This window comes from Mesorhizobium sp. B2-5-7, assembly GCF_006440875.1.
GTDB lineage: Bacteria > Pseudomonadota > Alphaproteobacteria > Rhizobiales > Rhizobiaceae > Mesorhizobium > Mesorhizobium australicum.
In genome coordinates, this window is sequence record NZ_VFUO01000003.1 from 16,495 (window position 1) to 29,266 (window position 12,772).

Here is a 12,772-nt window from a genome sequence, read left to right on the forward strand (position 1 = left end):
GTCGCGTCGAAACGGATTCATGCGACGCGCCTTAGATCTTGTTTCGATGCATGTCGTTTTCCCGAACCGAAGACACTTCCGGGCGACATCCACTAGCCGCCCGTGGCGAGCAGCAACACGCCGGCAAGAGCGCATCCCGCAAGCGTCGGCAGCACACCGGTTTTCCACTTCAGGATGGCGACCATGGCGGCGACCGAAAGCAGCGCGGCTCGCCAGTCGATCGACAAAAGCACCGGCACGTTCATGCCAAGGCCCGTCATGCGCACTTCGCGGAAGACGACGTGCAAGGCGAACCACAGAGCAAGGTTCATGACGACGCCGACCACGGCGGCGGTGATCGCGCCCAGCGCGGCCGACAGGGCCTTGTTGCCGCGCAGGGCCTCGATGTAGGGCGCGCCGAGGAATATCCAGAAGAAGCAGGGTGTGAGCGTAACCCACAGCGTCAGCAGCGCTCCAAGCGATCCGCCAAGCAGCGGATCCAGCGAGCCGGCGTGGCGAAACGCGGCGATGAAGCCGACGAATTGCAACACCAGGATGAGTGGACCCGGCGTGGTCTCGGCAAGGCCGAGGCCGTCGACCATTTCACCAGGGGCGAGCCAGCCGAAGGACTGCACGGCTGCCTGCGCGACATAGGCAAGAACCGCGTAGGCGCCGCCAAAGGTGACCACCGCCATGAGGCTGAAGAAGCCGCCAATCTGCGTCCACACGCTGTTTGTCCCGGTGAGCGCCCAGAGCAACAGAACCGGCCCGAGCCAGATCGGCAGCCAGATCGCGATGGTGCGCGGCGCATGCCATCGTGTCGGTCTGGTATGGGCCAGTTCGCCGCGTTCGAACATCAGGTCGACCGCGCCCCTGATATCGGGAGCGTCGTTCTTGCCGTGCGCCGCGCCGGAAAACAGGGCTGGCGCGACACGGTTTCCCACCCATCCCACCGATCCCGCAATCAGGACGATGAGCGGGAACGGGATGGCGAGCACATAGATGCCGAGAAAAGCGCAGAGCGCGATCGCCACCATCAACCGGTTCTTCAAGGCGCGGCGGCCGATGCGGATCACCGCCTCGACCACGACCGCGAGCACGGCGGCCTTGACCCCGAAGAACAGCGCCGCGACCAGCGGGACATCACCATAGAGCGCATAGAGAATGCTCAGGGTGAGCATGACCAGTGCGCCGGGCACCACGAACAGGACACCGGCGACAAGGCCGCCGATCGTCCTGTGCAGCAGCCAGCCGATATAGATGGCGAGTTGCTGGGCCTCGGGACCGGGCAGCAGCATGCAGTAGTTCAGCGCATGCAGGAAACGCTGTTCGCCGATCCAGCGCCGGTCCTCGACCAATTCCTTGTGCATGAGCGCGATCTGACCGGCCGGCCCGCCGAAGCTCAGCAATCCGATCTTCGCCCAGAGTTTCGTGGCTTCGCGGAAGCTCGGGACCGCCGGCGCCTCGACGAGGTCTGCATCATTGCCCGAAATGAGGCTGCTCATGACGGCTTTGCCCCGCCCGGCCAGTTGTGCGTCTCGTCAGTGGCGTCGCGACACCAGCGGAAGAACGCGTCATAGAGCATCGTGCCGGCGTCCAGCTGCTCCAGATCGTCGCGGAACATGCGCGACAGGCCAAGCGAGGCGGCCAGAAATCCGGCTGCCTGGGGAACGAGATCCAGGCGTGCGGTGTCGGCCGCGCGCACGATCGTGGCAAGCCGATCGAGTGCCTGGGATTCCAGCCCGAACTCCTCGATCATCGTGTCGAAGGTGCAGCGCTCGCCGCGATGACTCCAGAACACATTGTCGATGTCGAAAGGCACGGCCTGAAAGCGGTCTGCGACAGCCGGAACTTCAGCGGGTTCGACGAAGAGAAACACCGCGTCGGGATCGATGAAGCGCCGGATCAGCCATGGGCAAGCGATGCGATCGACCTTGGGGCGAGCCCGCGTCACCCAGACGGTGCGGCCCTTTTCATCGCGGGAAGGTATCTTGTCGGCGCGGACCAGAAGCCCGCCGGCATCGCGCCAGGCTTCGAAGCCGCCTTCGAGGGATTCGGCGGCAATGCCTTCATGCCGCAGCCACGCGGCAACCCCTTGCGAAAGCTTTTGCCCCTTCTGGCAAACGACGGCCACTTGGCTGCCGGCAAGGTCGTTTGCCCAAGCCGAGACCGTTTTGAAATTGCGCCGGTGAGAGGCCGGCAGCAGGCGCGGGTCGGCGTCGTAGTCTTCATCGATACGGACATCGACGATCACAGGCGCGCCCGGCAGACCAATCAGACGGGATAGTTGCTGTACGGTGATAGCGGTTGTTGACGGCATGGCGTCCACCTCCTGAAGAAGCCTGGACGCGAACATTGGGCTGACGCCTCACGGGGTCGTCGCGATACACCCCTTGCGATGATGGTGGAATTGTTGGGCTGGCTTGTCAAGGACAGAGCGTTTCCCGGCCCGTGGCTGTGACACGGCGGCCTGATCGAAGGCCGCCGGTCGTCGTCATCCATCATCGCTGATCAGCCAGGAATAATCGATGACTATTCCCGGGGATAATCAATGATTGTCGCGAGGCACCCCCATCGTGTGGGCGACATCCTGATATTTCACCGCCGGCTTCAGCACCATGCCGGCCGAGAACTGGTCGACCATGCCGCGCTGGATCTCCTGCCACGGCGTCTGGTGCTGGGGATAATGATAGCCGCCATCCTTCTGCAGCTCGGCGCGCCGCCGCGTGATCTCGTCATCGCTGACGAGGATGTTCGCCGTGCCCTTCCGCAGGTCGATGCGGACGCGGTCGCCGGTCTTGAGCAGCGCCAGGCCGCCGCCGACCGCGGCTTCCGGCGAGGCGTTCAGGATCGACGGTGAGCCCGACGTGCCGGACTGGCGGCCATCGCCGATGCAGGCCAGCGCGTGGATACCCTTCTTGATGAGGTAGGCCGGCGGCTGCATGTTGACGACCTCGGCGCCGCCGGGATAGCCGACGGGACCGGCGCCGCGCATGAACAGGATGGTATGCTCGTCGATGCCTTGCGCCGGATCGTCAATGCGGGCGTGGTAATCCTCGGGGCCGTCGAACACCATGGCGTTGCCCTCGAAGGCTTCCGGGTCGTCCGGGTTCGACAGATAGCGCTCGCGGAATTCCGGCGAAATGCCGCTCATCTTCATGATCGCCGAATCGAATAGGTTGCCCTTGAAGTTGATAAAGCCGGCATTGGCCTTCAGCGGCTCGGCCACCGTGCGGATGACGTCGGTATTCTCGTTGGCGACGCCCTCGCAATTGGCGCCGATCGACTTGCCATTGACGGTCAAGGCATCGGGATGCGGCAGCATTCCGGCCTTCATCAGTTCGGCGACCACGGCAGGCACGCCGCCGGCGTGGTGATAGTCTTCGCCCAGGTATTCACCTGACGGCTGCAAGTTGACGATGAGCGGCACTTTGAGGCCGATGGTCTGCCAGTCGTCATTGTCGAGCGGCACGCCGAGATGGCGGGCGATGGCGTTGAGATGGATCGGCGCGTTGGTCGAGCCGCCGATCGCCGAATTGACGACGATGGCGTTTTCGAAGGCCGCGCGGGTCATGATATCGGACGGTTTCAGGTCCTCGTGCACCATGTCGACGATGCGCTTGCCCGTCTCGTAGGCGATCTGGCCGCGCTCGCGGTAGGGCGCGGGAATGGCGGCCGAACCGGGCAGTTGCATGCCGAGCGCCTCGGCCAGCGAATTCATAGTGGTGGCCGTGCCCATCGTGTTGCAGTAGCCGGTGGACGGCGCCGAGGACGCGACGATGTCCATGAACTCGTCATAGCCGATTTCGCCGGCCGACAGGCGCTGGCGCGATTCCCAGACGATGGTGCCCGAGCCGGTACGCTTGCCCTTATGCCAGCCATTGAGCATCGGGCCGACCGACAGCGCGATGGCCGGGATGTTGACGGTCGCCGCCGCCATCAGCAAGGCAGGCGTGGTCTTGTCGCAGCCGATGGTGAGCACGACGCCGTCGAGCGGATAGCCGTAGAGCACCTCGACAAGGCTGAGATAGGCGAGGTTGCGGTCGAGGGCCGCGGTCGGCCTCTTGCCGGTCTCCTGGATCGGGTGACAGGGGAACTCGAAAGGAATGCCGCCCATCGAGACGATGCCTTCGCGCACGCGCTTGGCGAGTTCGATATGGTGCCGGTTGCAAGGGGAAAGGTCAGAGCCCGTCTGCGCGATGCCGATCAGCGGTTTGCCCGACATCAACTCGGCGCGAGTCAGCCCGTAATTCAGGTAGCGCTCGAGATAGAGCGCCGTCATTCCCGGATTGTCGGGATTGTCGAACCACTCCTGCGAGCGGAACTTTTTCTTTTTCGTGGGGGCGCCGGCCATCATGGTCTCCGTATTTGTATGACAAATCGATATGACAACGCGCGGATGCAGGCAAGGGGCACGCGTGATCTGAATCCGGACTTTGGTGCGATAGACAGCTATCGAGCCGCACGCTACGACCAATCCGACATAGGCGATGCGGGAGGTTTAGATGGCTTTGGTGATCGAGGGCGAGGAACGTATCGCCGCACCCGTGCAGAAAGTGTGGGAAGCGCTGAACGACCCAACCGTCCTGAGGGGCGCCATTCCAGGCTGCCAGAGCCTGGAAATGAAATCGGCGACCGAGATGGCGGCAACGGTGGTGCTGAAGATCGGGCCGATCAAGGCCACCTTCAACGGCGAAGTGACGCTCAGGAATCTCAAGCCGCCGCATGCCTACACCATCCAGGGCGAAGGCAAGGGCGGCATCGCCGGCTTCGCCAAGGGCGGCGCCGACGTCACGCTCACCGCCGACGGGCCGGACGCGACGGTCCTCAAATATGCGGCCAAGGCAGAAGTCGGCGGCAAGATCGCACAGCTCGGCAGCCGGCTGATCGAATCGACGTCGAAGAAACTGGCCGGACAGTTCTTCTCGGCTTTCGGCGAGAAAGTGGGAGGCTGATACGCTCCCCGTGAGGGTTCACTCAAAAACGATACTCGGCACAGCCGCTTCGGCCGCGCCGCGTTCCTCGTTGACCCGGTCCCAGACCTTGGAGGCGATATCGCGATAGATTTTCGCCTCGGCGCCATCCGGCTTCGAGACGACCACGGGCGTGCCGGCGTCGGAGCTCTCGCGGATGCCCATTTCAAGCGGCACCTCGCCGAGGAAGGTGACGCCCAGCCTCTCCGCCTCGCGGCGCGCGCCGCCATGGCCGAAGATGTCGTAACGCTTGCCGGTATCCGGGGCGATGAAGTAGCTCATGTTCTCGACGATGCCGAGCAGCGGCACATCGACTTTCCTAAACATATTGAGACCCTTGCGGGCGTCGATCAGTGCCAGGTCCTGCGGCGTCGAGACGATGACGGCACCCGCCAACGGCACCTGCTGGGCCATGGTCAGTTGCGCATCGCCCGTGCCGGGCGGCATGTCGACGACGAGCACGTCGAGCCGTCCCCATTCAACCTCGCGCAGCATCTGCGTCAGCGCCGACATCACCATCGGCCCGCGCCAGATCATCGGCGTCTCCTCATCGACGAGGAAACCCATCGACATCACCTTGAGGCCGTAATTCTCCATCGGTTTCAGGATCTTGCCGTCGACCGTCTGCGGCCGGCCATGGATGTTGAGTAGCCTGGGCATCGACGGGCCATAGATGTCGGCATCAAGCACGCCAACCCGCAAGCCATTGGCGGCAAGGCCGAGTGCCAGGTTGACGGCCGTGGTCGACTTGCCGACGCCACCCTTGCCGGAAGCAACCGCTATGATCGCCTCGATGCCGGGCACGCCGCGCTTGCCCTGGCTCTGCGAAGCAGGAGCATGCGGAGCCGCCCGCGGCGCCGCAGCGACCGGGGCCGTCGGCGCCGGCCTGGGTGCGGGGCGCGACGGAACCGACCCCTCCATGCCGCCGCCTTTCTTTTCAGCCGTCAGCGCGACGACCGCACCGGCGACGCCGGGAATGGCCTTCACCACCCGCTCGGCGGCGGCGCGCAACGGCTCCATCTCCTGAGCGCGCGCGGCGGGAACGGTGATCGAGAAGAACACTTTCGAATCGGCGATGAAAATCTCCGAAACCATGCCGAGGTCGACGATGTTGCCGGTAAAGTCCGGCCCGTTCACCGTCTTCAGGCGCTCGGTGACGATTTCCTTGGTGATGGACATGGCTGTTGTTCCCTGGCGTTCGGCTGCAGCTCACATAGTGCAGATCGCGGACCGCTCCAAGCGCCAGGCATGATGGCGGTCGTCAAGCGGCCTGGGCGACCTATTTCCATGACCAGAGGGAATGACAACCAGGGAAGGAGACGATCATGCTTGCAAACAGCAACGCATCGGCAAACCTCGCCGTGAAGGATCTGGCAAAGGCCAAGGCCTTCTATGAGAGAACACTCGGCCTGGAACAGGTGCACGATGAGGGCGGCGAATTGATCGTCTACAAAAGCGGCGATACCACGATCAATGTCTATCGTTCCGAATTCGCAGGGACCAACAAGGCGACGGCGGTAACCTGGAGGGTCGGCGACGCCCTCAAGTCGAAGGGTGTCGCCTTCGAGCATTACGAGATGCCCGGCCTAACGATGGAGGGTGACCTGCATGTCGGCGGCGGCATGAAAGTCGCATGGTTCAAGGATCCGGACGGCAACATCCTCAATCTCGTGGATCGGTAGATCCCGGCGATCGAGGCAGCGCGGCGCGATCGCTTTTTTATGCATGTCGTTGTCCCAAAACCGAAGTCACTTTCGGGCGACATGCATTGGAGGTTTGAGCGCGACACCATCTGGCGCGACGCCACCGCGCCGGATAGCTTCCGCCAATGATCGACAAGCTGGAATTCTTCATCGCGCTGGCCAAGGAAGAGCACTTCGGCCGGGCGGCCGAGGCGTGCGGGGTCACGCAGCCGACCCTGTCGGCCGGCATCAAGCAGCTCGAGGGCCAGCTCGGCGTCATGCTGGTCAATCGCGGGTCGCGGTTCCAGGGGCTGACCCCGGAGGGCAAGCAAGTGTTGGTCTGGGCGCGCCGCATCGTCGGCGACTCCAGGACCATGCGCGAGGAGATGCGCGCCGCCCGGCATGGCCTTTCCGGCCGCATCCGGATTGCAGCAATCCCGACGGCATTGGCGATGGTCGCGAGATTAACGACGCCCTTTCGAGACAAGCACCCAGGCGTTACCTTTTCGGTGCTGTCGCGGACCTCGATCGAAGTGCTGTCGCTGCTCGGCAATTTCGATGTCGATGCGGGCATCACCTATCTCGACAACGAACCGCTGGGACGGGTGACCAGCGTGCCCCTCTATGACGAGCGCTACCAATTGATCACCGCAATCGGCAATCCCTATTCCGACCGCGACAAAGTGACATGGTCCGAGATCAGCCAGTTGCCGCTGTGCCTTCTGACGCCGGACATGCAGAACCGCCGCATCATCGACCAGCACCTGGCGGAAGCCGGCGTGCAGGTGCGGCCGACGCTGGAATCGAATTCGATGATCGTGCTGTTCTCGCACATCCGGACCGGCAAATGGTCATCGATCATGCCACTCAACCTTGCGGAAACATTCGGTTTTTCCGAACCGATCCGGGCCATTCCGATCGTCGAGCCCGATGCCAGCCACACAGTCGGGCTGGTCGCCGCGCCGCGCGAGCCGCACACGCCGCTGGTGCAGGCGCTGCTGGACGAGGCGATGGCGCTGGCAGACGATTTCCGCGCCCACCGATAGGCTAGACAATGCTGAGCGAAGCTCGTCGATAGAAGATTTCTATCGAGCAACGAAACAGCTTTATTGATTTCGCGGGTTTCCTCTGATTTTGTAAAGACTTAGCGATAAAAGCTATCGACCAGGGAGGGCGCTGCATGACGATGCAGCCTGCAAGTACCGAGATCGCATCGCGCACGGCGGCGATTATCCAGGAGTTGAAGGACCTCGAGGGTCCGCTGCTGCCGATCCTCCACGGCATCCAGGAAGAATTCGGCCACGTCCCGCAGGATGCCGTGCCCATTATTGCCGACGGGCTGAACCTGTCCAGGGCCGAGGTGCATGGTGTCGTGACTTTCTATCATGATTTCCGTGCGCGCCCGGCCGGACGGCACGTGCTCAAGCTCTGCCAGGCGGAAGCCTGCCAGTCGATGGGTTCGGACGCGGTCGCCGCCAAGGTCAAGCAGTTGCTCGGCATCGACTTTCATGAGACCACGCGTGACGGATCGGTTACGCTGGAGCCGGTCTATTGCCTCGGGCTGTGCGCCTGCTCGCCATCTGCGATGCTGGATGGCGAGGTGATCGGTCGGTTGGATGACGACAAGATCGACGAGATCGTCGCCGAGGTGCGCTCATGACCCCCCGTATCTATATTCCCGGCGATTCCGGCGCACTGGCGCTGGGCGCGGAAAAGGTCGCGAAGGCCGTCGCCAAGGAACTTGCGGAGCGCGGCATCGAGGCCAAGATCGTGCGCAACGGCTCGCGCGGCGCCTATTTCCTCGAACCGATGGTCGAAGTGGCGACGGCCAACGGCCGTGTCGCCTACGGGCCGGTGAAACCGTCGGACGTGAAGAGCCTGTTCGACAGCGGTTTTCTCACCGGCGGCCATCACAAGCGCTGGCTCGGCGCACCGGACAAGATTCCGTTCCTAGCCAAACAAACTCGCTTGACGTTTGCACGTTGTGGCATCAACGACCCGCTGTCGCTCGATGCCTACAAATCGCTCGGCGGACTGAGCGGCCTGCGGAACGCGGTGGCGATGGCGCCCGCCGACATCGTCAAGCAGGTCACCGACTCCGGCCTGCGCGGCCGCGGCGGCGCCGGCTTCCCGACCGGCATCAAATGGAAGACGGTGCTCGATACGACATCGGAGCGCAAATACATCGTCTGCAACGCCGATGAGGGCGACAGCGCCACCTTCGCCGACCGCATGATCATGGAGGGCGACCCCTTCGTGCTCATCGAAGGCATCACCATCGCCGGCATCGCCACCGGCGCGACCAAGGGTTTCGTCTATATCCGCTCGGAATATCCGCACGCGGTGGCTGTCATGAACAAGGCCGTCGAGATCGCCCGCAAAGCCGGTGTGCTCGGCGTCAATGTGCTGGGTTCGCCTAACGCCTTCGACATGGAAATCCGCGTCGGTGCCGGCGCCTATGTCTGCGGCGAGGAAACCTCGCTCTTGAACAGCCTGGAAGGCAAGCGCGGCGTGGTGCGCGCCAAGCCGCCGCTGCCCGCGATACAGGGTTTGTTCGGCAAGCCGACGGTGATCAACAACGTCATTTCGCTCGCTTCCGTACCCATCATCATGGACAAGGGCGCCACCTTCTACAAGGATTTCGGCATGGGCCGCTCGCGCGGCACGATCCCGATCCAGATCGCCGGCAACGTCAAGCAAGGCGGCCTGTTCGAAACCGCTTTCGGCCTGACGCTGGGCGAGATCGTCGACGAGATCGGTTGCGGCACGTCCACCGGGCGTCCGGTGAAGGCGGTGCAGGTCGGCGGCCCGCTCGGCGCCTACTTCCCGCGCGCACTGTTCGACACGCCGTTCGACTACGAAGAATTCGCCAAGCGCGATGGACTGATCGGTCACGCCGGCATCACGGTTTTCGACGATACCGCCGACATGCTGAAGCAGGCACGCTTCGCCATGGAATTCTGCGCCATCGAAAGCTGCGGCAAGTGCACGCCTTGCCGCATCGGCTCGACGCGGGGCGTGGAAACCATCGACAGGCTCGCCGCCGGTATCGAACCGGAGAAGAACCTCGCTCTGGTCACCGACCTCTGCAACACGATGAAGTTCGGTTCGCTCTGCGCGCTGGGCGGCTTCACGCCCTACCCGGTGATGAGCTCGATCACCCATTTCCCCGAGGATTTCAAGCCCGCGCCAGCGCGCGTGGCTGCTGAATAGGAGCTGGCAGATGAACATCAAGGCCGACTTCCCAATACTGATCGAAGAGATTGACTACGGAACTCCGGAGTCGAAGGCGCAAAAACAGGTCACGCTGACCGTCGATGGCCGCAGCATCAGCGTGCCGGAAGGCACCTCGATCATGCGGGCGGCGATGGAAGGCGGGGTGGAGATCCCCAAACTCTGCGCCACAGACATGCTGGACTCGTTCGGTTCCTGCCGCGTCTGCCTCGTCGAGATCGACGGGCGCGGCGGTACGCCGGCTTCCTGCACGACGCCTGTCGGCGAAGGCATGGTGGTGCGCACGCAGTCGGACAGGCTCGACGCCATCCGCCGGGGCGTCATGGAACTCTACGTCTCCGACCATCCGACCGGCTGGCACGAGAAGGCCGGAACTGGCGCCAGCGAGTTCGATGTGGTGGCGAAGTCCGTCGGCCTGACCGAAAATCGCTACGGCGTTGAGGGCCGCAACCACGTCAAGGAAGAAAATGGCGTCGCGCCGGGCCATGGCTCGCTCGCGGTCGACTACATCGCCCGTGATGAGTCCAACCCCTATTTCACCTATGATCCGGCGCAGTGCATCGTCTGCTCGCGCTGCGTGCGCGCCTGCGAGGAGGTGCAAGGCACTTTCGCGCTGACCATCGAGGGCCGCGGCTTCGAATCGCGCATGGTCGCCGGCATGCACGAGGACTTCATTGCCTCCGAATGCGTGTCCTGCGGCGCCTGCGTGCAGGCCTGCCCGACCGATGCGCTGCGCGAGAAGACCGTGCTCGAAAAGGGCCTGCCGGAGCGCTCGGCCGTCACCACCTGCGCCTATTGCGGCGTCGGCTGCTCGTTCAAGGCCGAAGTGAAGGGCGACGAGGTCATCCGCATGATGCCCTACAAGGAGGGCATGGCCAACCATGGCCATTCCTGCGTGAAGGGCCGCTTCGCTTACGGTTATGCCACCCACAAGGACCGCATCCTGTCGCCGATGATCCGCGAAAAGGTCAGCGATCCGTGGCGCGAAGTGAGCTGGGAAGAGGCGATCGCCCATACGGCCAAGGAATTCCGCCGCATCCAGTACCAGTACGGCCGCACCGCGATCGGCGGCATCACCTCCTCGCGCTGCACGAATGAGGAGACCTACCTCGTCCAGAAGCTGGTTCGCCAAGGCTTCCGCAACAATAATGTCGACACCTGCGCACGTGTCTGCCATTCGCCGACCGGCTATGGGCTCGGCCAGACCTACGGCACCTCGGCCGGCACGCAGGACTTCGATTCCGTCGAATTCACCGACGTCGCGGTTATCATCGGCGCCAATCCGGCTTCCGCGCACCCGGTGTTCGCCTCGCGGCTGAAGAAGCGGCTGCGCCAGGGCGCCAAGCTGATCGTGCTCGATCCGCGCCGCACCGAAATGGTCAAGTCGGCCCACGTCGAAGCCGACTACCATTTGCCGCTGAAGCCCGGCACCAATGTCGCCGTGCTGACCTCGCTGGCGCACGTCATCGTCACCGAGGGCCTTTTCGACGAAGCCTTCATCCGCGAGCGCTGCGACTGGGCGGAATTCCAGGACTGGGCGTCCTTCGTCGCCCTGCCGGAAAACAGCCCCGAAATCGTCGGCAAGCTGTCCGGCGTCGATCCGGAGTTGATCCGCGGTGCCGCCCGTCTCTACGCCAAGGGCGGCAATGGCGCGATCTATTACGGCCTCGGCGTCACCGAGCACAGCCAGGGCTCGACCACGGTGATGGCGATCGCCAACCTCGCCATGGCCACCGGCAATATCGGCCGGCCTGGCGTCGGCGTGAATCCGCTGCGCGGCCAGAACAATGTGCAGGGCTCCTGCGACATGGGCTCGTTCCCGCATGAGTTGCCGGGCTACCGGCACATTTCGGGTGACGCGGTGCGCGACATCTACGAAAGCCTCTGGGGCGTGAAGCTCGACGACGAACCCGGCCTGCGCATTCCCAACATGCTGGATGCCGCCGTCGACGGCTCGTTCAAGGGCATCTACATCCAGGGCGAGGACATCCTGCAGTCCGATCCCGACACCAAGCATGTCGCCGCCGGCTTGGCCGCGATGGAATGCGTGGTGGTGCACGACCTCTTCCTCAACGAGACGGCGAACTACGCGCATGTCTTCCTGCCGGGCTCGACCTTCCTCGAGAAGGACGGCACCTTCACCAATGCCGAACGCCGCATCAATATGGTGCGCAAGGTGCTGGAACCGAAGGCGCGCTACGCCGATTGGGAGGCGACGCAGGAACTCGCCCGTGCGATCGGCCTCGACTGGAACTATACCCATCCGTCCGAAATCATGGACGAGATCGCCAAGACGACGCCAAGCTTCGCCAACGTCTCCTTCGACCTGCTCGACCGGGTCGGCTCCGTGCAATGGCCCTGCAACGACAAGGCGCCGCTTGGCACGCCGATCATGCATGTCGACGGCTTCGTGCGCGGCAAGGGCAAGTTCATCCGCACCGAATATGTGGCGACGGACGAAAGAACCGGACCGCGCTTCCCGCTGCTGCTGACCACCGGCCGTATCCTGTCGCAGTACAATGTCGGCGCGCAGACGCGGCGCACCGAAAATGTCATGTGGCACTCCGAGGACAGGCTGGAAATCCATCCGCACGACGCAGAAAACCGCGGCTTGCGCGATGGCGACTGGGTCCGGCTGACCAGCCGTTCGGGCGAGACGACGCTGCGCGCGCTGATCACCGACCGGGTATCGCCGGGCGTGGTCTACACCACCTTCCACCATCCCGACACGCAGGCCAACGTCATTACCACCGACTTCTCCGACTGGGCGACCAACTGCCCGGAATACAAGGTGACGGCAGTGCAGGTCGGCGCTTCCAACGGCCCGTCGGAATGGCAGCGCGACTATGACGAGCAGGCCAAGCAGAGCCGTCGCATCGCACCGCTGCAGGCGGCGGAGTAGTC

Annotated in this window: 10 protein-coding genes; 6 read left to right on the forward strand and 4 right to left on the reverse strand. The window is 63.8% G+C overall.

From position 1 onward, the window contains the following. Positions 1-92: 92 nt before the first annotated feature. From chrA to FJ543_RS13965, 3 genes are all read right to left on the reverse strand, one after another. Positions 93-1,484, reverse strand: coding sequence for a chromate efflux transporter (chrA, locus tag FJ543_RS13955; protein WP_140875586.1), 1,392 nt, complete (start codon positions 1,482-1,484; stop codon positions 93-95). Next, complete coding sequence (locus FJ543_RS13960; protein WP_140875588.1) at positions 1,481-2,299, reverse strand: chromate resistance protein ChrB domain-containing protein; 819 nt, start codon at positions 2,297-2,299, stop codon at positions 1,481-1,483. Before FJ543_RS13960 ends, chrA begins: the two co-directional genes overlap by 4 nt. Before the next feature lie 228 nt (positions 2,300-2,527). Next, complete coding sequence (locus FJ543_RS13965) at positions 2,528-4,333, reverse strand: IlvD/Edd family dehydratase (RefSeq protein ID WP_140875590.1); 1,806 nt, start codon at positions 4,331-4,333, stop codon at positions 2,528-2,530. Positions 4,334-4,484: 151 nt separating this feature from the next. Here FJ543_RS13965 and FJ543_RS13970 point away from each other — a divergent pair, with 151 nt between their 5' ends. After that, positions 4,485-4,934, forward strand: coding sequence for a carbon monoxide dehydrogenase subunit G (locus FJ543_RS13970; protein WP_015314114.1), 450 nt, complete (start codon positions 4,485-4,487; stop codon positions 4,932-4,934). A gap of 18 nt (positions 4,935-4,952) precedes the next feature. Here FJ543_RS13970 and FJ543_RS13975 read toward each other — a convergent pair whose 3' ends face one another. After that, a complete protein-coding gene (locus FJ543_RS13975) occupies positions 4,953-6,131 on the reverse strand; it encodes an Mrp/NBP35 family ATP-binding protein (protein WP_140875591.1) in 1,179 nt (392 codons plus the stop codon). A gap of 146 nt (positions 6,132-6,277) precedes the next feature. On the opposite strand from FJ543_RS13975, the gene FJ543_RS13980 reads away from it, so the two are divergent. The 5 genes from FJ543_RS13980 (at position 6,278) to fdhF (ending at position 12,770) form a co-directional block, all read left to right on the forward strand. Then, positions 6,278-6,634, forward strand: a complete 357-nt coding sequence (locus tag FJ543_RS13980) for a VOC family protein (RefSeq protein ID WP_140875593.1) — start codon at positions 6,278-6,280, stop codon at positions 6,632-6,634. A gap of 146 nt (positions 6,635-6,780) precedes the next feature. After that, positions 6,781-7,680: a LysR family transcriptional regulator gene (locus FJ543_RS13985; RefSeq protein WP_140875595.1), complete on the forward strand. Its 900-nt coding sequence runs from the start codon at positions 6,781-6,783 to the stop codon at positions 7,678-7,680. 134 nt (positions 7,681-7,814) lie between these two features. After that, positions 7,815-8,294, forward strand: a complete 480-nt coding sequence (locus FJ543_RS13990; RefSeq protein WP_140660574.1) for a formate dehydrogenase subunit gamma — start codon at positions 7,815-7,817, stop codon at positions 8,292-8,294. Then, positions 8,291-9,847 carry an NADH-quinone oxidoreductase subunit NuoF gene (locus FJ543_RS13995; RefSeq protein ID WP_140875597.1) on the forward strand — a complete coding sequence of 519 codons (1,557 nt, stop codon included), beginning with the start codon at positions 8,291-8,293 and terminating at the stop codon, positions 9,845-9,847. The genes FJ543_RS13990 and FJ543_RS13995 overlap by 4 nt, the downstream gene beginning before the upstream one ends. 10 nt (positions 9,848-9,857) lie before the next feature. Continuing rightward, on the forward strand, positions 9,858-12,770 hold the full coding sequence (gene fdhF / locus FJ543_RS14000) for a formate dehydrogenase subunit alpha (protein ID WP_015314120.1): 2,913 nt from the start codon (positions 9,858-9,860) through the stop codon (positions 12,768-12,770). Positions 12,771-12,772: the final 2 nt, after the last annotated feature.